The 23,436-nt window shown below is 56.3% G+C and carries 20 protein-coding genes; 14 read left to right on the top strand and 6 right to left on the bottom strand.

The features are described 5' to 3' along the window. Nucleotides 1–81 precede the first annotated feature (81 nt). The 14 genes from napF to gad all read left to right on the top strand — a co-directional run bounded on the left by napF (nucleotide 82) and on the right by gad (nucleotide 16,005). The gene (gene napF / locus HZS79_RS05730) at nucleotides 82–591 is read left to right on the top strand and encodes a ferredoxin-type protein NapF (RefSeq protein WP_179927291.1); all 510 of its coding nucleotides are present in this window, start codon (nucleotides 82–84) and stop codon (nucleotides 589–591) included. Then, the gene (locus HZS79_RS05725; RefSeq protein WP_162218028.1) at nucleotides 584–871 is read left to right on the top strand and encodes a chaperone NapD; all 288 of its coding nucleotides are present in this window, start codon (nucleotides 584–586) and stop codon (nucleotides 869–871) included. Before napF ends, HZS79_RS05725 begins: the two co-directional genes overlap by 8 nt. Continuing rightward, nucleotides 868–3,372, top strand: coding sequence for a nitrate reductase catalytic subunit NapA (gene napA, locus HZS79_RS05720; protein ID WP_179927290.1), 2,505 nt, complete (start codon nucleotides 868–870; stop codon nucleotides 3,370–3,372). The genes HZS79_RS05725 and napA overlap by 4 nt, the downstream gene beginning before the upstream one ends. 20 nt (nucleotides 3,373–3,392) lie before the next feature. After that, nucleotides 3,393–3,878: a nitrate reductase cytochrome c-type subunit gene (locus HZS79_RS05715; RefSeq protein ID WP_179927288.1), complete on the top strand. Its 486-nt coding sequence runs from the start codon at nucleotides 3,393–3,395 to the stop codon at nucleotides 3,876–3,878. After that, nucleotides 3,875–4,558 (top strand): NapC/NirT family cytochrome c, encoded by a 684-nt coding sequence (locus HZS79_RS05710; protein WP_162218025.1) that lies wholly within the window; start codon nucleotides 3,875–3,877, stop codon nucleotides 4,556–4,558. Before HZS79_RS05715 ends, HZS79_RS05710 begins: the two co-directional genes overlap by 4 nt. Before the next feature lie 66 nt (nucleotides 4,559–4,624). Next, nucleotides 4,625–5,062 carry a type II 3-dehydroquinate dehydratase gene (aroQ, locus tag HZS79_RS05705; protein ID WP_162218024.1) on the top strand — a complete coding sequence of 146 codons (438 nt, stop codon included), beginning with the start codon at nucleotides 4,625–4,627 and terminating at the stop codon, nucleotides 5,060–5,062. Nucleotides 5,063–5,337: 275 nt separating this feature from the next. Beyond that, nucleotides 5,338–7,032: an aspartate-alanine antiporter gene (gene aspT, locus HZS79_RS05700; RefSeq protein ID WP_202932325.1), complete on the top strand. Its 1,695-nt coding sequence runs from the start codon at nucleotides 5,338–5,340 to the stop codon at nucleotides 7,030–7,032. Between the two features lie 46 nt (nucleotides 7,033–7,078). Beyond that, nucleotides 7,079–8,692 carry a bifunctional aspartate transaminase/aspartate 4-decarboxylase gene (locus HZS79_RS05695; protein WP_179927287.1) on the top strand — a complete coding sequence of 538 codons (1,614 nt, stop codon included), beginning with the start codon at nucleotides 7,079–7,081 and terminating at the stop codon, nucleotides 8,690–8,692. After that, nucleotides 8,689–8,994: a YtcA family lipoprotein gene (locus HZS79_RS05690; protein ID WP_179927286.1), complete on the top strand. Its 306-nt coding sequence runs from the start codon at nucleotides 8,689–8,691 to the stop codon at nucleotides 8,992–8,994. The genes HZS79_RS05695 and HZS79_RS05690 overlap by 4 nt, the downstream gene beginning before the upstream one ends. Next, entirely contained in the window at nucleotides 8,991–10,076 is a 1,086-nt protein-coding gene (locus tag HZS79_RS05685) for an HlyD family secretion protein (RefSeq protein WP_179927285.1), read from the top strand. Before HZS79_RS05690 ends, HZS79_RS05685 begins: the two co-directional genes overlap by 4 nt. A gap of 25 nt (nucleotides 10,077–10,101) precedes the next feature. Beyond that, nucleotides 10,102–11,898 (top strand): FUSC family protein, encoded by a 1,797-nt coding sequence (locus HZS79_RS05680; RefSeq protein ID WP_238401394.1) that lies wholly within the window; start codon nucleotides 10,102–10,104, stop codon nucleotides 11,896–11,898. Then, a complete protein-coding gene (locus tag HZS79_RS05675) occupies nucleotides 11,888–13,429 on the top strand; it encodes a TolC family protein (RefSeq protein WP_162218019.1) in 1,542 nt (513 codons plus the stop codon). The genes HZS79_RS05680 and HZS79_RS05675 overlap by 11 nt, the downstream gene beginning before the upstream one ends. A 104-nt stretch (nucleotides 13,430–13,533) precedes the next feature. Continuing rightward, nucleotides 13,534–14,514: an MliC family protein gene (locus HZS79_RS05670; protein WP_281373456.1), complete on the top strand. Its 981-nt coding sequence runs from the start codon at nucleotides 13,534–13,536 to the stop codon at nucleotides 14,512–14,514. 111 nt (nucleotides 14,515–14,625) lie between these two features. Continuing rightward, on the top strand, nucleotides 14,626–16,005 hold the full coding sequence (gad, locus tag HZS79_RS05665; RefSeq protein WP_179927283.1) for a glutamate decarboxylase: 1,380 nt from the start codon (nucleotides 14,626–14,628) through the stop codon (nucleotides 16,003–16,005). A gap of 172 nt (nucleotides 16,006–16,177) precedes the next feature. Here the strand turns inward: gad and HZS79_RS05660 are convergent, their stop codons facing one another. From HZS79_RS05660 to hemC, 6 genes are all read right to left on the bottom strand, one after another. Next, nucleotides 16,178–17,206 (bottom strand): linear amide C-N hydrolase, encoded by a 1,029-nt coding sequence (locus tag HZS79_RS05660; protein WP_179927282.1) that lies wholly within the window; start codon nucleotides 17,204–17,206, stop codon nucleotides 16,178–16,180. 107 nt (nucleotides 17,207–17,313) lie between these two features. Then, nucleotides 17,314–18,777 carry a cardiolipin synthase gene (gene cls / locus HZS79_RS05655; protein ID WP_179927281.1) on the bottom strand — a complete coding sequence of 488 codons (1,464 nt, stop codon included), beginning with the start codon at nucleotides 18,775–18,777 and terminating at the stop codon, nucleotides 17,314–17,316. Nucleotides 18,778–19,048: 271 nt separating this feature from the next. After that, entirely contained in the window at nucleotides 19,049–20,314 is a 1,266-nt protein-coding gene (locus tag HZS79_RS05650; protein WP_162218014.1) for a heme biosynthesis HemY N-terminal domain-containing protein, read from the bottom strand. Next, nucleotides 20,311–21,690, bottom strand: a complete 1,380-nt coding sequence (locus HZS79_RS05645) for a uroporphyrinogen-III C-methyltransferase (protein WP_179927280.1) — start codon at nucleotides 21,688–21,690, stop codon at nucleotides 20,311–20,313. Before HZS79_RS05645 ends, HZS79_RS05650 begins: the two co-directional genes overlap by 4 nt. A gap of 16 nt (nucleotides 21,691–21,706) precedes the next feature. Further along, nucleotides 21,707–22,486: a uroporphyrinogen-III synthase gene (locus tag HZS79_RS05640; protein WP_162218013.1), complete on the bottom strand. Its 780-nt coding sequence runs from the start codon at nucleotides 22,484–22,486 to the stop codon at nucleotides 21,707–21,709. After that, on the bottom strand, nucleotides 22,483–23,427 hold the full coding sequence (hemC, locus tag HZS79_RS05635; protein WP_162218012.1) for a hydroxymethylbilane synthase: 945 nt from the start codon (nucleotides 23,425–23,427) through the stop codon (nucleotides 22,483–22,485). Before hemC ends, HZS79_RS05640 begins: the two co-directional genes overlap by 4 nt. Nucleotides 23,428–23,436 lie beyond the last annotated feature (9 nt).

Below are 23,436 nucleotides of genomic sequence, written 5' to 3'. Positions count from 1 at the left end.
CAACGTTTTAAAGGAGCAGTCACTGTTTTATGCACTGTTCATAAAACAGTGCATAAATGTTTATTAATGCTAGGAATGCTTATGACGCGCACGGATAACAATAATAATCGGCGCAATTTCTTTCGCCGCTTGTCGGGGCGTGGTGATGTACGACGTCCCCCCTGGAGCTCTGCCGCCTTTCTCGACCGTTGTAGTGGTTGTGATGCCTGTATCGATGTTTGCCCGGAAGGCATTTTGACACGCGGTGGTGGTGGCTATCCCGAGCTTAGCTTTGCCCAGGAGGGGTGTTCACTGTGCGGTGATTGCGTGACGGTATGCGAACCGCAGGCGATACAGCCGCTCGGTAGTGTCAGCAAAGCCTTCCCATGGCACGCCGAAGTGCAGCCGCACTGCTTGGCGCTTGCCAGCATCCATTGCCAAAGCTGCCAGGACGCCTGCGAATCGAACGCGATCCGCTTTCCGCTGCGCCCCGGTGGGTGGCCGCCGCAACCTGATATCGATTTAGAAAGATGCACTGGCTGCGGTGCCTGTTATGCCGCCTGTCCTAACCAAGCGATCTCACTGTTAACAAAAGACACCGCCCATGTCTGAACAATTGCTGCACATCATTAGCTTTATCGTTCATACGCGACCCGAAGCGCTGACACGGACGGCGGAGTGGGTTAACCAAAATAGCATCGGAGAAGTGTTGGGCGAAGATGTGGCAGGGAAGCTCGTGGTGGTCGCCGAACATACCGACGAACAACAACTATTGGCTTTAATGGATCACGTACGCGAGCAGCCTGGCGTCATTAACGCCGCGTTTGTTTACCACGAAGTCATCGACGCCAAGGCAGCGGATGAGCCGCACGTCCAGGAGGGGGAGCAATGAAACTAACACGCCGAGAGTTTGTAAAGGCGAATGCAGCGGCGGTGGCCGCTGCCACGGCAGGCATGTCTATTCCCGCAGGCGCCAGCAATCTAATTACCCAGGCGGACATGAACCGTTTGCAGTGGGATAAAGCACCCTGCCGTTTTTGCGGTGTCGGCTGTAGCGTCATGGTTGGCACCTATAACGGCCAAATCGTGGCGACTCACGGTGATAACCAGTCCGAAGTGAACCGAGGCCTTAACTGTGTCAAAGGCTACTTCCTCTCCAAAATCCTCTATGGAGAGGACCGATTAACCCAGCCACTGCTACGAAAGCGCAACGGCGAGTACGCTAAAGACGGTGATTTTGAGCCGGTCTCCTGGGACGAAGCACTTGATCTGATGGCAGAAAAATTTACCAGCGCCATTCGTGAGCACGGCCCGGAGAGCATCGCGCTGTTTGGCTCTGGTCAGTGGACCATCTGGGAAGGTTATGCGGCCAGTAAGCTATTTAAAGCGGGGCTGCGCTCGAACAATATCGACCCTAACGCCCGCCACTGTATGGCTTCGGCAGTATATGGTTTTATGCGCAGCTTTGGCTCGGATGAGCCGATGGGCGTGTATGACGATATCGAACATGCGGATGCTTTTGTGTTGTGGGGCTCTAACATGGCCGAGATGCACCCGGTGCTCTGGACCCGTGTCACCGATCGGCGGCTCTCTTTCCCAGATACCCAGGTGGCTGTGCTGTCGACCTTTGAACACCGCAGCTTTGAGTTGGCTGATATTCCCATGATTATGTCGCCCAATGCGGATATCGTAATTCTCAACTACATCGCCAACCATATTATTCAGGCCGACCGAGTAAATCGGTCATTTGTTGATAAGCATGTCAACTTCGCCCGAGGCACCGATGATATCGGCTATGGCCTGCGCGAGGAGCACCCGCTGCAACAGGCTGCAGAGAACGTCGATAACGCCAATAGCTGGACGGACATGAGCTTTACGGAGTTCGCTGACTATGTCGCGCCTTACACCTTAGAGCGGGCCGCGCGGGAATCCGGTGTCTCTGAAAGTCGTCTTGAGGCTCTGGCGGAGCTGTATGCCGACCCTGATAAAAAGGTAATGACCTTCTGGACCATGGGGGTCAATCAGCATACCCGCGGGGTGTGGATCAATAATCTGATTTACAACCTTCACCTGCTCACCGGCAAGATCTCTGAGCCTGGCAACAGCCCTTTCTCCCTCACCGGCCAGCCGTCTGCGTGTGGCACCGCACGGGAAGTGGGCACCTTCGCCCACCGCCTGCCCGCCGACCGCGTGGTCACCAACCCTGAGCATCGTCGCGATGCGGAGAAGATCTGGCAACTGCCCGAGGGGACGATACCAGCATGGGTAGGGTTTGATGCGGTGGCCCAAAGCCGTCACCTTAAAGATGGTGATATCAAGGTCTACTGGACCCAGGTGACAAATAATATGCAGGCTGGGCCCAACGTTATGCAGGAGATTCTGCCTGGCTGGCGCAACCCCGAAGCCTTTGTGGTGGTCTCTGATATCTACCCCACCGTTTCAGTACAGTCGGCGGATCTGATATTGCCCGCAGCGTCCTGGGTGGAAAAAGAGGGTGCCTTTGGAAACTCCGAGCGGCGCACCCAGTTTTTCCATCAACTGGTAAATGCACCCGGCGAGGCACGCTCGGATCTCTGGCAGACCGTGGCGCTCTCCCAGCGCATCCGCGTGGCTGACGTATGGCCCGAGGAACTTCTGGAGGCTGCCCCTGAGCTACGCGACAAAACCCTGTTTGATTTACTGTTTGCCAATGGGCAGGTAGACCAGTTTCCCACCTCCGATATGGAAGAGGGCTACGCCAACGCCGAGGCAGATGATTTCGGTTTCTATATCCAAAAAGGACTGTTTGAGGAGTATGCCCGATTTGGCCGTGGCAAAGGCAAGGATTTAGACCACTTTGATGCTTACCACGCCAGCCGTGGTAAGCGCTGGCCAGTGGTGGATGGGCAAGAAACCCTCTGGCGCTACCGGGAGGGGCTCGACCCTTACGTAGAACCCGGTAGCGGCTGGCAGTTCTATGGGAAGCCCGATAACCGTGCTTTGATTTTTGCACTACCGGCCGAGCCACCCGCCGAAGCCCCAGATGATGACTTCCCCTACTGGCTCTGCACAGGGCGGGTATTGGAGCATTGGCACACCGGCTCCATGACCCGCCGCGTGCCTGAATTGCACCGGGCAGTGCCTGCCGCGCTGTTATATATGCACCCAGAAGATGCCCGCGCCGAAGGGTTTCGGCGGGGAAGCGAGGTCAACGTGGCGAGCCGCCGCGGGGATGTGAATCTACGGGTAGAAACTCGCGGGCGTGTTAAACCGCCTCGTGGCTTGGTGTACGTGCCCTTTTTTGATGCCTCTTATTTGATCAATAAGGTCACCTTGGATGCCACCGACCCGATTTCCAAACAAACCGATTTCAAGAAGTGCGCGGTGCGCCTTGAACTCGTCAATCTGGCTTAAACAGACCAAGGAGAACGACGATGAAATGGCTTTTTCCTCTCTGTTTATCCATGTCCTTGTTGGCTAGCGCGACCAGCGCTGATCAAACCCGTGATGCAACAGCCCCAGATGGCTTGCGGCTTGGCGGCACCATTAGCCAAACCCTATCCGCTGCGCCTATCGCCGGCGAACCGCGGGATAGCGGCCGCGAGGTGCGCAATTACCCAGAACAGCCGCCAGTGATTCCGCACTCGATCCGTGACTATCAAGTCGATATGCGGGTCAACCAGTGCCTAAACTGCCATAGCCGGGAACAGGCGGTCAGCGCGGGCGCCCCCATGGTGAGCATTACCCACTTTATGGATCGCCATAAGCAGGTATTAGCGGCAGTATCGCCGGATCGCTACTTCTGCACTCAGTGCCACGTGCCTAAAACAGACGCTGACCCGTTGGTACCCAATCGTTTCAAGTCCGTGGAAGAGGTGATTACGGAGGTGCTTAGTGAGCATCAGGAGGGTGGGCAATGAAGCGCTTTTTTATCCGTTACTGGCGTATCTTAAGCCGTCCCAGCGTTCACTTTAGCCTAGGGTTTTTAACCCTGGGCGGCTTTATTGCAGGTATTATTTTTTGGGGTGGTTTTAACACGGCCATGGAAGCGACCAATACTGAGCAATTTTGCGTCTCTTGCCATGAAATGGAGCGTAACCCGATGCAGGAGCTTAAAACCACCATTCACTACACCAACCGCTCTGGGGTTCGGGCGACCTGCTCGGACTGTCATGTTCCCCATGGTTGGACGCATAAAGTGGCGCGCAAAATGGAAGCTTCTAAAGAGGTATGGGGCTGGGTATTTGGCACGATACGCACCGAAGAGCAGTTCGAGGCAAAGCGCCGCGAGCTAGCTGAGCGCGAATGGGCGCGGCTAAAGGCGAATGACTCACTAGAGTGCCGTAACTGTCACGAATTCGACTCTATGGACTTCACTCTCCAGAGCACGCGTGCTGCTCGCGCCCACTCCACCAACCTTGCCTCGGGTGATGCGACCTGCATCGACTGTCATAAAGGCATAGCCCACGAGCTACCGGATATGAGCCCTAGAATAGGCGCTGCTATGGGAACGCCTGATATCGTGTCTTGGGCAGCGCATTTAGAGCTGGAAAGTGGATCAGTCGGGGCATCGTCGATTGAAAAGGCGCTGGCGGAATAGACGCATTAAGTGCTAGAACAGGCTATATCGTCAATTCATGTGCCAATGCGCAGGGTGGAAGAGAGAATGAGTCAGGGAAAAGTCTTGGTTTTACATGGGCCTAACCTCAACTTGCTGGGTAGCCGCCAGCCAGAGATATATGGCTACGACACCTTAGAAAATGTGAATAATCTTCTACGGGAGCAAGCGGTGATGGCGGGGTGGGATATTACCTGTCAGCAGAGTAATCACGAAGGTGAGTTGATCGATGCTATCCACGCGGCACGCCTGGATGGCACCCAGGCAATTATTATTAATCCGGCGGCTTATACCCATACATCTATTGCAATACTGGATGCGTTGAATGCGTTTGATGGCAAAGTGATTGAAGTACATCTATCTAATGTGCATAAGCGTGAAGCTTTTCGGCACCACTCCTACGTTTCACTTCGTGCTGACGGTGTGATTGCCGGATTGGGCGTACAAGGTTATCGCGCTGCGTTAGACGCGGTAATGGCTAATTAATACGCGAACGGATTTGCGCGCCGGTGTTTTACAACACAAGTTCGTATAGTTACCTATGTGTAAGTAGGCATTAACTAATTAGGCTCGTCTGTTGAATTTCAAGAGTTGACAGCCGTATATGGTTACATGTAATTGTAATGGCTAATAAAACTTTATATTGCTCGGTAAGGTTGCACGCAATACGCTGAAATAAGAGCGCAATAAATACTTGCTATAGCTGGTGAGCTCGATCGGAACCCCCGTCATTCGGAGAATAACAAAAGGGAGTATGCGATATGGCCATGTGGGAATGGATGTTGGAGATGCTCCGCGAGCATCCAGAACTGGCGATTTTTCTCACGCTTGCTGGGGGGTACTGGATTGGCGCCAAAAAGTTCGGCAGCTTCAGTCTTGGCGCGGTGACCGGCACTTTACTCGTCGGTATTCTGATCGGTCAGGTCGGCATCGACATCTCGCCACAGATCAAGTCAATCTTTTTTATCATGTTTCTGTTCGCGATCGGTTTCGGTGTGGGACCGGAATTCGTTCGTGGTATCGCCTCGAATGGCCTACCGCAGGCTCTGTTCGCCGTGGTGGTCTGTGCACTATCTCTTGCTTGTGTCTACATCGCCGCCGTCGTTGCTGGTTACGGCCCGGGCTTGGCTGCAGGGCTGCTGGCAGGCAGTCAAACGATTTCGGCCTCGATAGGCCTGGCGACTGACGCGATCGCTAGGTCCGGCATGAGCGCCGAAGAGATCACGCAGCAAACCGATCTGATTCCTGTCGCCTATGCGATTTCCTATATTTTTGGCACGGTTGGCACTGGTTGGATTTTAGTTTTCCTCGGGCCCAAGCTGCTGCGTATCGATCTGGCTGCGGAGTGCGCCCGCTACAAGCGTGAGATGTCGTCTGGGGAGCCCGAGTCAGGCATGGAAAGCGCTTGGCACCAGCATGAAATACGCGCCTACCGCATCCATGAGGGTGGCAAGGTTGCTGGCAAGACAGTTCACGACGCCGAGGCGCTCGCCGGTAACGAAAGGTTGTTTATCGAGCGGCTGCGCAGCGACGGTAAGCTCATCGAATTCGACGATACCACTGTTCTAAAACCGGGCGATGTGGTTGCCGTGTCCGGCCGGCGTGAAGCACTCGTACACCTGTCGCATGCCGCCGATGAGGTCGAGGACCGAGAGCTTATCGACATTCCCGTTGAAGCAGTCGAAGTGCTGGTCACCACGAAGTCGGTTAATGGCTCGAAGCTGATCGATCTCGCTTCTGAACCATTTGCCCGAGGGGTTTATGTCAATTCGATCCGCCGTGGCTCGAACGCAGTCAACATCCCTATCTTGCCGCAGACGCAGCTACACCGAGGCGACATTGTCCGCATCAGTGGTACCAAGGTGCACACTGACCGAGTCGTCGCAGCGCTTGGCTATGCTGATCGACCGGCCACGGTGACCAATATGGTGCTGGTTGGTCTGGGCATTCTTTTGGGGGGGCTCATCGGTTCGGTGGTCATTCCGGCCGAGGGCATTCCGATCACACTAGGCACCTCGGGTGGCGCATTGATCGCTGGCATCCTGCTCGGTTGGTACCGCACTGTGAACCCGAAGATTGGTAATGTACCGCAGCCAACACTGTGGTTCATGAACTCAGTTGGACTCAACGTTTTCATTGCGGTGGTCGGCATCACGGCAGGCCCGACCTTTATCGCCGGACTGCAGCAGGCGGGCTTTGCTCTGTTCTTTTGGGGCATGTTCGCCACCGCTGGGCCGATGATCCTCGCACCTCTGGTCGGCAAGTACCTCTTTCGCTTTGATCCCGCCATCAATCTCGGTTGCTGCGGCGGGGCGCGCACCTCGACCGCAGCCGCCGCGATGCTCTCCGAGCAAGCCAAGAGCGATATCCCCATGCTTGGCTACACGGTGCCTTACGCAGTGGGTAATACGCTCCTCACCCTCTGGGGCATGGTGATCGTGATGCTTATCAACTGAAGGGGCGTCTAATCCTGAAGCAATTCACCAGTTGAAGGGACAGAATATGGACAACGCTCAGTATGTATCGCTTGAAGGTCTCAGTCCTTTCGAGATTAAGGACGAACTTATCAAACTCGCTCGCGAGGAGGCGCAGCGTTCCTCTAGGATGTACCTCAATGCTGGACGCGGAAATCCTAACTGGATCGCAACCCGCCCACGCGAGGCTTACTTTCTGCTTGGCCAGTTCGCGGTCACAGAGTCCAAACGGGTACATGACGCAGCGTTTGGTATCGGTGGCATGCCGGCAGCGCCTGGCGTGGCCGAGCGGCTCGATACCTGGTTAGAAGAGCATAGTGACATGCCGGGCGCCGATACACTTAAGGCCTGCGTTGATCATGCAATCGCCGCTTTCGGTTTCGAGCCTGACGCCTTTGTACACGAACTGGTTGACGGGATTATTGGGGACAACTACCCAGTGCCGGATAGAGCCTTGTTGCATACCGAGCAGGTCGTACATGAATACCTGATGTGGGCGTTGTGCGCCGGTCATCGCCCAGAAGGCCGGTTCGACCTCTATCCAGTGGAGGGCGGCACGGCCGCGATGTGCTATCTATTTAAGACGCTCAAGGCCAATCGTCTGCTCAACCCCGGCGACACCATCGCTCTGGGTACGCCGATCTTCACGCCCTATATGGAAATGACCGAGCTTGAGGATTATGCGTTGAATTCGATTCATGTCCCAGCGATCCAGGAACATGGCTTCCAATTTACCGAGGAGGCCTTCGCCCAGCTCGAGGATCCTAAGGTTAAGGCATTCTTTCTCGTCAACCCAGGCAATCCGTCAGCGGTCGCGCTCAACAGTGAAACGATTGCGCGACTGGTCAAGCTGGTTCGAGAAAAGCGCCCCGATCTGATGATTCTGACCGATGACGTCTACGGCACCTTCGTACCCGACTTCGAATCGGTCATGGGGCATCTGCCACAGAACACCATCGGCGTTTACTCTTACTCCAAGTACTTCGGCTGTACTGGCTGGCGGCTCGGCGTGATTGCCGTACACGAGGACAATATCTTCGATCGTGCCCTTGCCGCACTGCCGGAGGAGATCAAAACTGAGCTCGACCGGCGCTATGCCACCCTCTCACTGACACCGCGTGCCATCAGGTTTGTCGACCGGGTCGTGGCCGACAGTCGCGATGTGGCGCTCAACCACACTGCTGGGCTATCGCTACCTCAACAGATCATGATGAGCCTGTTTTCTCTGGTCGAACTGGTCGACACCGAGAAGCACTATCAGAAGGCTTGCATGTCGATCCTCAAGCGCCGCTTCGACCTGCTCGTCAAGGGCATGGGCATCGAAGTCAGCCCGAGCAAGCGCTACGACGCCTACTATGGGATCATCGACTTCGAGTTTTGGCTGCGTCGCTACGTTGGTGAAGAGGTTGTTGACTGGGTAAAGACTAATATCCACCCTCTCGACATCAGCTTTAAGCTTGCCGAGCACCACGGGATCGTGCTGCTCAACGGTTCTGGGTTCGATGCGCCAAACTGGTCGGCGCGGGTTTCTTTCGCCAACTTAAACGATGAGTCTTATGAAGCCATCGGGCGCTCGGTACGGGCTATCGCCCGGGGCTACGTCCAGGCCTATCAAGCATCTAAGGGGGAAGTGAAGGCATGATTTTAGCCAGTAGGGTAGGCCACCCTCTTCATTTTTGGTCGGCGATCCTGCTGGTGCCAATGATGCTTTCGGGGTGCTCAATACATGCTCATTCGCCGACACTTTCCTTGTACGGTTCGTTCTTTCCTGTCTGGCTAATGGCGGCCCTGCTCGGAGTGATCTGTACAGTCGTCCTGCGGCTACTGTTCATCCGTGCCGGATTGCACGAGCATCTGCCGATGCCGCCGCTGACCTATCTCTGTGCGGCAATCTTCAGCGGCATCATGATATGGGCGTTTTGGACTGGAGTGCTGGCGCTATGAGCAACCAGAACGACATGGGTAACGAGAATGATACACCCGCACCACGCGGGCCCAGAATGCGAATGCTCCTCGCGCGCCTGATCGGCTTCGCGCTGATCGCTAGTGCCATTGTTGCTATCATCTTTGTGGCTATGCAGCGCACAACTACCCTGCGTACAGACCATGCCGAGGTGAGCGCCACGATTGTACCAGTATCGACCAACGTGCCGGGGCATGTAACTGAGGTTTTCATTGAGGACAATGTTTTCGTAGAAGCTGGAGATCTACTGTTTCGCATTGATCCAGAACCTTACGAGCTGCGAGTGGAACAGGCGCGCGCAATGCTACGCACTGCCGAAGCCGAACTCGAGACCGGTGGTCGCTTACTCTCCGTTCAACAGACCAATGCTGAGATTGCCAGTCGCCAGATCGATCGTGCCCGCAATCACGTTGATCTCACTCGTCAGTCGCTGCAGCGACTGGAGAACCTGCTGCCGCGAGGCATGGTGACCGCCCAGCAAGTTGATACCGCGCGCACGGTTCACGGGGATGCCTTAATCTCGCTTGATGAGTCATTGAGCCAGCAGTTGGCAGCGCAAACCATGATCGGGACGCTCGATGCCCCTCAGGCTCAAGTGGATCTGGCACGCACCAGCCTGGCACTGGCCGAACGCGAACTGCGCAGAACCGAAGTGCGCGCACCTATCTCGGGTCGCATCACTGGGCTTGATCTCGGTGTCGGCACGTATGTGGTGACCGGTGTTTCGCTGTTCTCGCTCATTGACACCGAAGACTGGGTGGTCACGGCTCTGTTTCGTGAAACCGAATTACCGCGCATCCGTGTCGGCGCGCCGGTCGATGTCTTCGTAATGTCGGCGCCAACGCAGCGCCTGAGCGGTCGTGTCCAGAGTCTCGGCTATGGGGTCAGAACCACTGATAGCATCAGTATTCTTGGCCTGCCGATCATTGACAGCTCGGTCGATTGGGTACGGGTCGCGCAGCGGTTTCCAGTCACCATCCGTCTCGAAGAGCCACCTGAAGCGCTAATGCGCGTTGGTGCCTCCGCTTCCGTCATCATTCATTCGGCTGAAGAGCATGAGTAGCCACGCTGCTACATCGTCGAACGGTATGTTGCAGGCAATTATCGACGACCTACGCCCCTATGACGGGCGTTTGGAGATGACGCTGCACATTGCGTTGCTATGCGGACTGACGGCGGTTGTTGCAATGGCGCTTCAGGTGCCTCTGGCGCTGCTCTCGTGTTATCTGATCTTCCTGATGTACCGAGACAATGCGGGCGAGAACATTGGGATTGGCGTCGGCCTGATCCTTGCGGCGACAGTCCTCATCGCTTTAAGTATCCTCCTCATGATGTTCGTCGCCGATGCGCCTGCACTGCGGCTGGCGATGATGGGAGCGGTGACCTTCGTCTTTATGTGGCTGGCACGGGCTAGCAAGCTGGGTGAGCCCGCCGGTCTACTGGGTTTCATCATCGTGTTTATCCTGACGTTCTACGACTACATCTCTATGCCGGAGTTGGTGTTGCGTGGCTTGGCCTGGGTATGGATGGTGGTCTTTGTGCCGATGGTACTGCTGGTTGTCCTCAACGTGTTTGTCGGCCGCAGCCCGCTGCGCCTTGTGCGCAAGCGGGTGCGTGAGCGGCTGTGCGAGTCGGCGCGCCTCATCGAAGGTGGTGATCCTGCACCGACCGACCGGTTGTTACGGGAAGGCAATGAGGCGGCCGAAAAGCATGCTGGTATGGCGCGTCTGCTTGCTTTGGTGTCGAAAAATGAGCACGACCGGCTCGTCGCGGAGCTCACGGCGAGCTTCGATTTGCTTGCTACCGCGCAGGCGGCTACAGCAGCAGGTCGATCCGAGCCCGAACTGGCTCCCTTGCTACGCCGGATGGCCGAGGGCTCGGTGCCGCCCCTGCCTGTGGGTGGTGGCCCGGTTGCCGATGCCGCCCGTACTTTCGTTGCCGCCCGCAGCGCCGCTAACGTAACTGGCCTCGCTCCCGCCGAGGATAAGAGTTCATTTCTGCAGCCGGATGCTTTCGAGAATCCTATTTACACTCAGTTTGCGCTCAAGGTGTTGCTTGCTGTCTTTCTGACCTATGCCTTGTACACCAGCATCGGCTTGTTCGAGATCCATACGGCGATGGTCACTTGTTTCGTCGTCGCCCTCGGCACCTCTGGCGAGACCTTTCACAAAAGTACCCTGCGTATTATTGGCTGCCTGATAGGGGCGGCGATGGGAGCCTTTGCTGTTATCTTCGTGATGCCGCACCTGAATGACCCTGGACACCTTTTCCTGCTCATCGCCACGGGCAGCCTGATTGCGGGCTGGGTAGCGATGGGGTCGTACCGCGTGCAGTACGCAGGCTTTCAAATGGCACTTGCCTTTTTCATCTGCGTACTGCCTGGATCACCACTGGAATTCGGGCCGAACTACGACCTCTCTGACGCGGGCTATCGAGTGCTCGGTATTCTCGTGGGCATCGGTATCATGGGGCTAGTGTTCTCGTTGGTCTGGCCGGAGAGTGCAAAGGATACCCGTGATAGTGAGACTGACGCAGCGCTCGGGGTTATGGTCAAGGTGCTACGCGGCGAGGATCGTCTTGCTGATGTTTATCACCATATTGGCGCGGCACACCATGCCCAGGAAGTGATGAGATTCGAGTGGCTTGGGCCTGCTGCTGGTCAGCAGACAGCGGGCGCCAAGCGACTCGTTGCCACTGAGCAGCTAGCACGACTGCTGCCGCTCATGAGTGGGCAGAACGCAGCTCTCCTTGCCACTGCTCTAGAGACAACTGAACACCCATCGGCGGATTCCTACACAGCCAATGGTACCAGTGACGCCATATATGACCGTGCACGAGTTCTGGTCGGGATACTGACAGGGGAAGGGAAAGTGAATGAGAGTTAAGCTTCATCGAATAGCGTTTTCCGCCATCTGTGCCGCAACAGCGGGCTGCGCGCAACAGACTATCCACCCGACCTCGCCCGACGCCTCGACTCCCCTGGGTTCGATGCAAACGGCAACCGGTGCCATGGATTTTTCTCTACCTGCCGATCTGTCGCTGGCAGGGGGGCAGGCCTCCACGCTCATCGGCCAGCAGCTGCCGACCGAACAGTTGGTCGCCATCGACCCAGAGCGGATTTACACTCTACCGGAGTTGATCGACATCGCTCAGCGCACTAAACCGGCCACACGCGCTGCTTGGCTGCGTGCCCGTGAAGCCGCACTTGCTGTGAATGTCGTCGAAGCTTCCTACTTGCCACAGTTGTCAGCCAATGTGCTAGCGGGTTATGAAACCGTGTCACGTCCCGAACAGGCAATTCCGGAACTCGGAATCGGAACAGGGCGATTGACCGCGACCGGATACCAAGTGATACCCAATCTTGCCGTGGAGTGGCTGCTGTTCGACTTCGGTGCGCGTGATGCCGCTATGGAGATGGCAGAGCAGGCTGCTATCGTCGGCAATATCGCTTTCCACGGCGCTCATCAAAGGGTCATCTTCGAAGTCAGCGAGGCCTATTTTCAATACTCGGCAGCACGTGCGGAAACACGCATCGACCGAGAGCGGGTGGAAGATGCCCGAACCTTACTCAGCGTTGCTGAAGGTCGATTACGAGAAGGCTTGGCGATTAGGGCGGAAGTTGCCCAAGCACGCCAGATCGAAGCCCGGGCCCAGTTCGATCTGACGCGGGCCGAAAGTCGCGAGGAAAGCACCCAGGCGGCGCTGATGCACGCCATGGGCTTGTCGCCAGCAACCGATATGCAGGTGGCGGAGCTCTCTGATCGGCGACTGCCGGAAGAGGTGCCGATGCCGCTCGAGGAACTGATTGAGACCTCTCTGGCTCAGCGGCCCGATATTCAGGCAGCGCTGGCCCGAGTGCGAGCTACCCGGTCCGAGGTGGATCTGGTGGCCGCGTCTTCTAGGCCTAAGATCGCGGCGGTAGCAGAAGTGGGTAGGGCAATTGGCGGTGTTAGCCTACGTGATAGTCGCTTCGGCGGGAGTGCCTCGATGAATAGAACACTTGACGAGGCCATCGCTGGCGTTGTGTTTACCATGCCCCTTTTCGATGGCGGTTTACGCCAGACACAAGAGCGGCAAGCGCGTATACAGGCCGAGGCCGCTCAACAGGATCTCCTTGAGATCCGCAACTTGGCTGCACAGGAAATTGTCGAAGCCTACAGCCTTCTTCACAGCAGTCTAGCGGCCTACACGGCCTCGGGCCCACTGCTCGAAGCCGGCCGAGAGACCTATGAGACTGCGCTTGGGCTTTACGAAAATGGCCTCGCGACGCTGGCTGAGGTCAGTCAGTCTAAAATCGGTCTAAACGACGTTCGTCTGCTACGTGAGCAAGCCTTTGCTGATACCTTCGCTGCTGCGACAGCCCTGGCCTTCGCGACGGGGCGGCTCACCAATCGCGATGTGCCGACCCAATTGTGATGTTGCGTTCGATGTGTGGATTAGCGCTCTGGTCTACAGTGTTGATATAAGATGCGTATACACTGTGCCCAGACGGATCATTAACAAGCATTGGAGTGCATGAGATGAAACAGTTTTTGTGGGTAGCTGCAGTTGTATTCCTCGCTGCTTGTGGCGGGGAGTCTGAACCGGAATCGGAACCGGCAACGGAGGTCGAGATCACCGGTGAGGCGCATTACATGGAACGGATTATGATGCCACCCGACTCGGTTCTCGAGATTGCACTGGTCGATGAGGTTAGCGGTGACCGTTTGGTTGTCGAGCGAATGGAAGATGTGGGGGCCCCACCTTATCCGTTTGACTTGCGCATCGACCAAGACTTGATGAGCTCGGATAATCAATATCTGCTGCAGTTGACCCTGTACTTGCCCGATGCGACTCCCCGGTTTTCGGCTGAAGTGCCGGTTTCATCAAATCAGACCAACGTATCGGAGGTCAGGCTGATCGGCGTCGATTCCAGTGCACAGGGAATGGGCTCAGAAACGTTGGCCGTCGAATGGCACTCTTTCCAGTGCGGTGATGTTGCCGTGGACGCAAACTTTGAGATGGACGATCAGGTCACCCTGTCCTTGCCCTGGGGCAAAGCCGAGCTGCCTTTGGTGCCCGCTGCATCAGGGGCTCGATATGACGACGGTGAAATTGAGTTTTGGACCCGGGGTACCGATCAAGCCCACTTGACCATTGCCGATGATGACAGCGTCGAGTGCTCGCTGCGCGACAGCATGTCTCCTTGGACCCAGGCGATGCTCGATGGTGTTGATTTCAGGGCCGTGGGTAACGAGCCGGGTTGGCACGTCGAAGTCATGGAGGAAGAAGGAACCATGCTCCTGACACTTGACCATGGCGCCAATCGCCACGTTTTCGAGGATGTCGAGGTGTGGGCTGACCAGGCAGGCTACCACGCTGAATCTTCGGATCATGAAGTCACGGTCACGCTTGCCCCAGAGCCTTGCCAGGACAGCATGGTGGGGTGGACCTTCCCCTTCACGGTCAGTCTTGATATCAACGGGCAGGCACTGCAGGCGTGCGGTCGCTTTCTGCACTGAGCTCCCTGAGGGGAATTCTTAGCCACGGGTATCTTGGGCGTCTCAATCTCGTCCCTATTTCTCTTGGTTCGACCCCGGAGCGTGGCGTTTACCACAGACTGGAGATGAGCAATGACAAATCGTTCCCACAGCATGAATGATGAAATCTACGGTTCTAGCACGCTGGCGCAGCCGCTCCCCAAATCTGGGTTCCCCGACGATGAGCAATCGCCGCGCTGGGTCTGCGCTGCCGTGCGCGACGAATTGATGCTGGACGGCAATGCACGCCAGAATCTCGCAACCTTCTGTCAGACCTGGGAAGAGCCAGAAGTGCACGAGCTGATGGATGCATGCATCGACAAGAACATGATCGACAAGGACGAATATCCGCAGACTGCCGAGATTGAGGCACGTTGCGTCCGCATGCTAGCTGATCTCTGGAACGCGCCCGAAGGGCCGGCGACGGGCTGTTCGACGACGGGCTCGAGCGAGGCCGCTATGCTCGGTGGGCTGGCCATGAAGCGGCGCTGGGAGGCCAAGCGCCGCGCGGATGGTAAGCCAACCGATAAGCCCAACCTCGTGACTGGTCCGGTTCAGGTCTGCTGGCACAAATTCACCCGCTACTGGGATATCGAGCATCGTGAGATCCCGATGGAGCCGGGACGGCTGCTGATGACCCCCGAGGAAGCTTTAAAATACTGCGACGAGAACACGATCGGCGTGGTTCCGACCCTCGGCGTGACCTTTACCGGTGAGTACGAGCCTGTGAAGGCCGTTAGCGACGCGCTCGACCAGCTGGAGCGCGACACCGGTCTTGATATCCCGATCCATGTGGATGGTGCCAGCGGAGGATTTTTAGCGCCATTCTGCGCACCAGATATTGAATGGGATTTCCGCCTTCCGCGGGTGCGCTCGATCAACGCGTCAGGCCACAAGTTTGGTCTCGCGCCCCTAGGGGTGGGATGGGTGCTGTGGCGTCAGGAAAGTGACCTACCTGAGGAGATGATTTTCTGGGTCAATTATCTGGGCGGTAACATGAAGGACATTGCCCTTAATTTCTCACGGCCCGGCGGTCAGATTGTGTGCCAATACTACAACTTCGTCCGGCTTGGCCGCGAGGGCTACGAAAAGGTGCATGGGGCCTGTTATGACAGCGCGGAATACCTCGCTGCTGAGATCGCTGCATTGGGCTCGTTCGAGATCGTTTTCGACGGAGATCGCAGCCGCGGCATCCCTGCGGTGTCTTGGAAGCTGAAAGATGGCAGTGATCCAGGCTTTACGCTGTTTGATCTTGCCGACCGCTTGCGGGTGCGTGGTTGGCAGGTGCCAGCTTACACACTGCCCTCGAATTGCGAGGATCAGGCAATTCAGCGCATTCTTGTGCGCAACGGCGTCAGCGGGGATTTATGCTCGCTACTGATCGATGACATGAAAGCGGCATTGGCGCATATTTCGGCCCATCCCAAGCAGGTGCCCCTCGCAGAAGAGGACGCCTCAGGATTCCATCACTAATATCGAAACCTGATAACGTTTGAAGTTACTGTTTCTGAAGCGGATCGCGGGTTTTCAACGGATCCGCTTCAGAGTGAAGGATAGAGTGAAAGCAAGCGTCTGCACGAGGTTGCACGGCAAGCCAACACTGAATAGGGCTTGCGTGTCTTTAAAGGATGTCGACCTCGATGGTCTACTGCTTGGCCTTCGCCGCAGCCGCGATCAATTGTCTTTCGAGTTCGAGAGTGAGGAAGTTCAGCGTGCCGCTGTCAGCGAACTTGCCGCTGACTTCGCCGGCGATTCCGTGCTCGACAGTCAGTTCGTTCACTAGGTTGAGCTTCAGCTGGGGGGCACCCTCGGTGAGGTCTAGGTCGCCCAGGTCGACCCAGACAATGTTAGGGCGGGTGGTCGACTCAAAGACGAAACGCTTGTTGGTCAAATCGCTGACAGTCTGCCAAAGGGTCTGGGACGCATCGGGCTTGCCGGGGTCTGGGATACGGAACGGCTGTGCGGCGTTACGGATGACGCTAAACATGGCCGCGATGGCCTGTAGCTGTGTCTGAGGCTGGTCCAGGCGACTCACGTAATACGTCGCACGGGCGAATCGGTCGCTTGCGAGGGTCGACCCAGGAAGGGGTTGGTCGCCACCAAGTCCACTGATGGTCCTGACCAGCTCAAGTTGCTGATCGTACGTAGGTGAGTTCGTCATCACGCGGTATTCGCGGCTGTGGTAGACCTTGGGCTTCCCATCACTGTACTCGATGATGCACGAATCGCCGGTGGCGTCATCAAGGGCCAGGTGGATCGCCGGCGGTGCCCCACCGGTGGGGTCCATCATTTGCACCACTTGAACGTCCGACTTTTCAATCCATTCGACGGCTTCTGCTACGGTGGCGTAGTTGTCGAGGAAGTACTGCATCCAGATGGCCTGACTTAACTGAGTGCGGCTGTCTTCTGGGGTGCCGTAGTCCGACTCCGCCAGCCACAGCACATGACCTGCCAGGCCAGCCTCATTCAGGCCATCGACCGAGATCATGTCGAAGGCGGTCGCAACGACGCTCCCGTACTTCGATGTCCACGTCAGCTTTCTCTGCACCCCATCGTCGCGTGTGATGCCTTTCGGCTGCGTCCACAGGTTTGTCATCAGGTCTTTGTGAAAGTCCATATTACGGCCGACGATGACCGCCCCGTTGGCATCTGGCCACACCACTCGTGTGCACATACGGCTACTCCTCTCGTTACATTGCAACTAACACATTGCCAGAATAGGCCCGACATTGCCCCTCCATGTTGTATAGGCAGTATACGTCACCTGCTGGGCGGTCGGCTTTAAAGGATTGGCCCCAGCATCGCGATGGTGTTGTTGATTAACCGGCGGTGACGGGGCCAGTTGGCAACATCATCAGGGTCAACACGCACAGCGCTGTCGAGGTAGTGCTGCTGACGTTGGCGGATCTGCTGGGTCAGCTCTGAGTCGTAGATCAGGATATTGTTCTCGTAGTTGAGCTCGAAGCTGCGTCGGTCCATGTTGGCGGAGCCGATGAGGCTGATCTCACCATCGAGAGTGAGTGACTTGGTGTGCAGTAGGCCACCGACGTACTCGTAGATTTGCACGCCGGCGGTAAGTAGTTCGGCGTAGTAGCTGCGGCTGGCAGCGGCTACTACGCGGCTGTCATTGCGTTGAGGGAAGATAATGAGAGTCTCCACGCCGCGACGGGCGCTGGCACAGAGCGCGGCCTGTAAAGGTTCATCCGGCACATAGTATGGCGTGGTGATAACTAGGCTACGGCGGGCACTGTATATCAGCGCTTCGAACATCTCTGGCATAGCCGAGTCGCGTACCGTGGGGCCGGTGCCGATTACCTGGGCGCTGATGCCAGGCTGGGTGGTGGGGAGCGGCCTGAGCAGTAGAGCGCGGATGTCGTCGTCGACATGCGTCATCCAGTCGCTGGCGAACAGGTGCTGGTTCTGTCGCGCGATCGGCCCTTCGAAGCGGATCATAAGATCGACCCAGGGGGCGTACTTGGCCTTGACGAGAAACTCAGGGTCGGCGCAATTTTGGCTACCGCAGTAGGTAATGTGGTCGTCAATGACGACGACTTTGCGGTGATTGCGCAAATCGATGCGACCGCCGAGCACACGCAGGATCGGATTGCCGATGGGCAAGGCGCGTGCTAGCCGAACGCCAGCAGTTTGCATCGCCTGCCAGTGCTTGGAGTGGATCATGGCTCGCGCGCCAAGGTCATCGGCCATGGCGCGGCATGTGACGCCACGCGTGGCGGCACGCATTAGAGCCTTGGCGACTTTGAGGCCGTTGCCATCGGGCAACCAGATGTAAAACAGCAGATGAACATGATCCTGGGCGGCGTCGATATCAGCAACCAGCGCCTCGATGACGTCATTGGAGTCATGCATGAGTTGGGCGTGGTTACCGCCGACCGGTTTAAACCCGCTGATGGAATGGCCCACCTGAAACAAGTGCTGGTAGCGTTTCGGGATCTGAGGAGCTAGGTTGGGTGAATCGTCACCGGGCACTGCCTGTGATGTTGGTGTTTGCGCGAGTACCGCGCGCATCCGCTCGGCGCGCTTGCGGCCAATGTTGGTCTCGCCGAATAGTAGATAGGCGATGATACCGCCAATGGGAAGGGCGATGATGACTACCACCCAGGTCAGCCTTGCCCTTGGGTCGCGGTGTGGCTTGAGCAGAACACGAATGATCAGCAGCCACTGAATCATTAAATGCAGCACAACGCTGAGAGCAGTGAAAACGATAGAGTCGCTGATGCCATTCATTTTAAGTGTGCTTCCTCATGTCGATACGGCAGGGAAATCAACACTAACCGCCTATTCGTCCCCAGGCGGCCTGCGCTGGTCTGACACTGAACCGTCAGTGACTCATTGTTCCTTTAATTGCTTTATTGGCCACCAGCCAGCCTGTCGGTACCCTGGAAGGTAGCAGTCGCTGCCTTGGTTGAGAGTACGGAGTGTCGTTAAGTTTAGCCTAATAAAGAAAAAGGGTGCCCGCGATGGGCACCCTTTTTCGGTGACGGTTTTACTAACGACATTAAGCGCGTTTTTTAACCGCTTTTTTGGATTCGCCCTCTTTGCTGTCGTTGGCATCGCTTGGCTGAGGTAGCGAAGGCAATGATTTTGCAAGCATATCGACACTATGGCGATAGTAGAGCTGGCTCTTGTTGTGCTCCCCCAGGCTTGCATAGAGGCGAGCAAGTTCGGCGCATACTTCACCATTGGGGCGTTGCCGCTGGCTGGCTTCGAAATACTCTAGAGCTTTTTCCCATTGGCCAGTACGTAGTGAGAGGCGGCCACAGGCCAACAGTAGCTCTGGGTCATTGGGACGCTCTTGCAGCCACTTTTCCGCTTTTGCTAGCTGGCGCGCAGCATCAACGTTAATCAGGCCATAGCGCTTAACCAGACGGGCATCCCAGTGGTTATCCAGTGAGTGGTTAAGCAGGCGCTCAGCAATCGGCTCTTCGTTTGCTTGTAAAAGCGCTTCTGTGTAGAGCACGATCAGCTCGGTATTGCCGCGTAGGTACTCCGGCATATCGGCCCACAGGCCGCGCACCCGTTCGATATTGGTCGGGTTTTTAGCTTCGAAAATAATCAGTTCACGGTAAGCTTTGAATTCCAGCTGCTCGCGTTCTTGCTGGGCAATCAGCTTTTGTGCAGCCAGACGCGGGATCAGGCGGCGTAAGCCTTCCCAATCATTAACGCTAAGGTGTACTTGCTTAAGCAGCTTCAACACTTGGGGATGGTTGGTCAGCTTCTTATCCAGGCGGCTTAGAATGGCAAGCGCTTCTTCGGGTTGCTGGCGATCAATCATCAGTTGGGCCTGCATCAGGCCAATGGCGGTGTCAGCACCGTCGGTCGTGAGCTGAGCCTGGTTCAAATGCTCCTGGGATTTCTCATGGTGGCCTTGGTAGTGAGCTGCCAGTGCAGCAGAAAGGTAGTTCACCAAAGGGGTGCTTGAGTCGCCAGCAGCACCGACCAAGGCTTTCTCTGCTTTTTTCCAGCGGCCTTCCGTTAGGGCAACTAAACCATACACGGTACGCTTCATCGCACGACGGTTGCGAGCACGGCTATTCCAGGTACGAAAGCGGCCTAACGGGCGAATAATGCCGGCAAGTAAGCGTAAGGCAAAGTGCAGTACGATGAAGGCTCCCAGCAGAAGCACCAAGCCAAACCAGAATGACGTTTGTACAGAGGTGTCACCTACCCGTATCAGCCAATAACCGGGCACTGACATCATCAGGTGCCCGAACAGTGCGCCGACCGCCAGGCCGGCAACAATTAGCAGAATAAGTTTTCTCATGCACCACCTCCACCTTGGCGACGCGACTCAAAGCGGTTTTCAATGAAGCCAGCCATTGCTTGTTGAGATGCACTGATGTCCGGTAGCTCAGGCTGTACCTGGACCTGCTTTAGCTCTTGCAGCCTCGCAATAACCCGTTGGGTAGCCTCGCTTTCGGTGTCGTAGTACCCGTTTAGCAGCGTCAGCGCTTTATCGATACTTGCTTCGAAGAGTTCTTGCTCTTCTTTCAGCAGTGCCAGCTGTGACTGCTCAAGAATTAAACGCACGCTCTGGCGTAAGTAGGACTCTTGTTCTGGTGTGACTAGCGTTTCCAACGCGCCGTCATGTTGGCGGATAACAACCAGATCTTTCAGTTCTTCACCGAAGCGAGCCAGTTGACGCTGGAAGGTGCCGGAGGGCGGCTGCTCAATGCTGGATGTGACAGCGCGCTCTTCAATCTCTTGTGAAAGACGTAGGCCAGCAATGCGCTCTTGCTGAGCATTCAGTGCGAGATAAATACCGGTGCGATCTACCTGCGGAACGTCATCCAGGGCGGCAAGCTCATTGGCGATTTCACGACGTACAGGTGTTAAGGCTGGGTTGTCGGCATCTACTAAGCGAGCATCAGCGGTGCGTAGCAGGGCAGCTGCACCATCTACGTCACCCTCTAGCTGCAGTCGCTGGTTCGCCAAACGTAGCAGGTAAGCGGCTTCTGCATGGAGCCAGTCGCGTTCGTCAGCGTCCTGCTCTTGGGAAAGCTGCGCTAGCACGTTGTCTAGTGTGTTATTGACGTCGCTGCGGTAGCTGTCTAGCTCACTACGCAGTTCACTCAGCGTGCTGTCCAGCGCTTGGTTGCGTTCAGTCTCGCTACTTTCAATACGCGCTGCTAAGTCGCTGACAGATTGCTGTGTGGCGCTGTTTTGGGTTTGCTGGGTAAGTTCGTCAATACGCTGTTGCTGACTATCCAAGCGCTCCCAGCCTTGCCAAGCGACAAAGCCAACGGCGAGTGCCAGGATAATCACCAGCACAATGGCGATAGCACCGCCTTTACCGCCACCTCCGCCACTGGCGGGTGGTGTGGGCGGCACTGCTTTTGCTGTGCTGCCAGAGGCGGATGTGTTGCTATCGGCCTTCTTGGTATCTGACGGTTTGGCATCCGTTGATGATGAGGTCTCAGCGGTAGAGGTGGGCACTGTATTGGCGTGAGTCGCGTTGTTGCCCCCTTTATTGTTGCGGCGACGCGAGCGGCTGTTCTTAGCGGCATAAGAAGACGCAGAGGTGTTGCCTGGCGCTGTCGTCTCACTGTTCGCCGAGGCTGACGCTGGTGTGGCGTCGCCTGAAGATGCATCGGCAGACGCGTTGTTGACGCCTTCCTGATCGTTTGGTTGTTTGCTCATCTGTCGCTAGCCCTTATTAAGTTCCTTGATCGACATCGGCACCCTTAGGGTTGCAGAACCGACTCAACACCGCTGCCAGCGCAGCCGGCGTTGCTCCCGACGCCACTTTTAAGTCACAAAAACCCAGTGTACCGGCCAGTTTAGCTAAACGGTGACTGGAAACGATTAGCGGTTGGTTCAACGCTGCTTGTTCACACCATTTTGCCAGATGTTCAAGCAGTTCGCCGCTGGTCGCGATTAACGCTCGGTAATTGCCTGTTAACAGGCGCTGTTGCATAGCGGGCGTTGGTGGTTGATATACACGTCGATAAACGGCTAGCCGGGTAACGTCGGCGCCTCGTGCTCTTAATGTATCGGCTAACAGTGTGCGACCTCCTTCTCCAGCCACCAACAATATCCGCTGACGTGTCAGCGTTTTGAGTGAGGCAAGTGACAGCAGCGCTTCACTGGTGTCCTCACCGTGACTTAGTGGAGGAATATGCACACGCACGCCTAGTTGCTCAAAAAGTACACTCGCCGTTGAACGACCTACGCTGTAAAAGTTCATGCCGATAGGCAATTGCGGCCAATAGCGGTCAAGTGCGTCGCTTAAACAATAAGCGGCATAGGGACTCACTACCACTATCTTATGGTACTGATCGATATCCATCCACACACGACGCTGAATGTGATCTTCAGGCAGCGGCTCTAAGCGCATGACATCCAACTGCTCAACACAGGCTCCTTGTTCACGCAGTAATGCCGCTAACGCATTGCCACGATCGCCAGGTCGGCAGATCAGTACCGGTTGACTCATACGTTGTTGCCATATACCTCAGCTAAAATATCACCTGCCCCTTGGTCTAGCAGGTCTTCGGCGATACGGATACCCAGGGCTTCTGGCTCATGGATGGAGCCGCTGCCTTCAGCACGTAGCACCTCAGTGCCCTCTGGGTTGCCCACTAACCCTCGTAGCCAAATGGTCTCATTGGCTTTATCCAGCACCGCATGCCCCGCAATAGGCACTTGGCAGCCGCCTTCCAGGCGGGTGTTCATGGCGCGCTCGGCGCGAACACGGGTAGCGGTGTCGGGGTCATCTAATGGGGCTAGTAAACCAATTAACTCTGGATCGTGCAGGCGACACTCGATGCCTAGTGCCCCTTGACCACATGCGGGTAAGCAAACTTCAGGAGGAAGGGCTTGGGCAATGCGTTCATCAAGCCCTAAGCGCTTTAAACCAGAGGTGGCTAAAATAATGGCATCAAAATCACCCGCGTCTAACTTTGCCAAGCGGGTCTGCACGTTGCCGCGTAGACTTAGGATCTGTAGATCAGGGCGCGCTTCGCGCATTTGCAGACCACGGCGTAAACTGGCAGTGCCGATTCGCGCACCCTCAGGTAGCTCTTCTAGGCTGTTATAGTGGTTCGAAACAAATGCGTCAGTGGGATCAGCACCCTCTAAAATAACGGAAAGGCCTAGTCCTTCGGGAAAATGCATGGGGACATCTTTCATCGAATGAACGGCGATGTCGGCGCGGCCATCGAGCATGGCGTCTTCTAATTCTTTGACGAAAAGACCTTTACCGCCGATTTTTGAAAGAGGGGTGTCGAGAATTTTATCGCCTTTCGTGGAAAGCGCGATGAGCTCGACTTCCAAGCCGCTGTGTGCCGCCATTAAACGGTCGCGGACGTACTCTGCTTGCCACATGGCTAACTGGCTTTTACGCGTAGCGATGCGCAATTTAGTAATGGATGACACGTTATTCTC

Origin of the sequence: Vreelandella zhaodongensis, from assembly GCF_013415115.1 — a bacterium.
GTDB classification, from domain to species: Bacteria; Pseudomonadota; Gammaproteobacteria; order Pseudomonadales; family Halomonadaceae; genus Vreelandella; species Vreelandella zhaodongensis.
The sequence above is the reverse complement of the archived record's forward strand: the minus strand, read 5'-3'. Positions and strand labels throughout refer to the sequence as shown.

Bases quoted from the DNA above. Each gene is read 5' to 3' on its own strand.
- napA (WP_179927290.1), top strand. From the start codon at position 868: ATGAAACTAACACGCCGAGAGTTTGTAAAGGCGAATGCAGCGGCGGTG.
- HZS79_RS05710 (WP_162218025.1), top strand. From the start codon at position 3,875: ATGAAGCGCTTTTTTATCCGTTACTGGCGTATCTTAAGCCGTCCCAGC.
- HZS79_RS05685 (WP_179927285.1), top strand. From the start codon at position 8,991: ATGAGCAACCAGAACGACATGGGTAACGAGAATGATACACCCGCACCA.
- cls (WP_179927281.1), bottom strand. From the start codon at position 18,777: ATGAATGGCATCAGCGACTCTATCGTTTTCACTGCTCTCAGCGTTGTG.
- HZS79_RS05640 (WP_162218013.1), bottom strand. From the start codon at position 22,486: ATGAGTCAACCGGTACTGATCTGCCGACCTGGCGATCGTGGCAATGCG.
- gad (WP_179927283.1), top strand. From the start codon at position 14,626: ATGACAAATCGTTCCCACAGCATGAATGATGAAATCTACGGTTCTAGC.
- HZS79_RS05725 (WP_162218028.1), top strand. From the start codon at position 584: ATGTCTGAACAATTGCTGCACATCATTAGCTTTATCGTTCATACGCGA.
- aroQ (WP_162218024.1), top strand. From the start codon at position 4,625: ATGAGTCAGGGAAAAGTCTTGGTTTTACATGGGCCTAACCTCAACTTG.
- HZS79_RS05715 (WP_179927288.1), top strand. From the start codon at position 3,393: ATGAAATGGCTTTTTCCTCTCTGTTTATCCATGTCCTTGTTGGCTAGC.
- HZS79_RS05670 (WP_281373456.1), top strand. From the start codon at position 13,534: ATGAAACAGTTTTTGTGGGTAGCTGCAGTTGTATTCCTCGCTGCTTGT.
- HZS79_RS05695 (WP_179927287.1), top strand. From the start codon at position 7,079: ATGGACAACGCTCAGTATGTATCGCTTGAAGGTCTCAGTCCTTTCGAG.
- HZS79_RS05675 (WP_162218019.1), top strand. From the start codon at position 11,888: ATGAGAGTTAAGCTTCATCGAATAGCGTTTTCCGCCATCTGTGCCGCA.
- HZS79_RS05680 (WP_238401394.1), top strand. From the start codon at position 10,102: ATGTTGCAGGCAATTATCGACGACCTACGCCCCTATGACGGGCGTTTG.
- HZS79_RS05660 (WP_179927282.1), bottom strand. From the start codon at position 17,206: ATGTGCACACGAGTGGTGTGGCCAGATGCCAACGGGGCGGTCATCGTC.
- HZS79_RS05690 (WP_179927286.1), top strand. From the start codon at position 8,689: ATGATTTTAGCCAGTAGGGTAGGCCACCCTCTTCATTTTTGGTCGGCG.
- HZS79_RS05645 (WP_179927280.1), bottom strand. From the start codon at position 21,690: ATGAGCAAACAACCAAACGATCAGGAAGGCGTCAACAACGCGTCTGCC.
- napF (WP_179927291.1), top strand. From the start codon at position 82: ATGACGCGCACGGATAACAATAATAATCGGCGCAATTTCTTTCGCCGC.
- HZS79_RS05650 (WP_162218014.1), bottom strand. From the start codon at position 20,314: ATGAGAAAACTTATTCTGCTAATTGTTGCCGGCCTGGCGGTCGGCGCA.
- aspT (WP_202932325.1), top strand. From the start codon at position 5,338: ATGGCCATGTGGGAATGGATGTTGGAGATGCTCCGCGAGCATCCAGAA.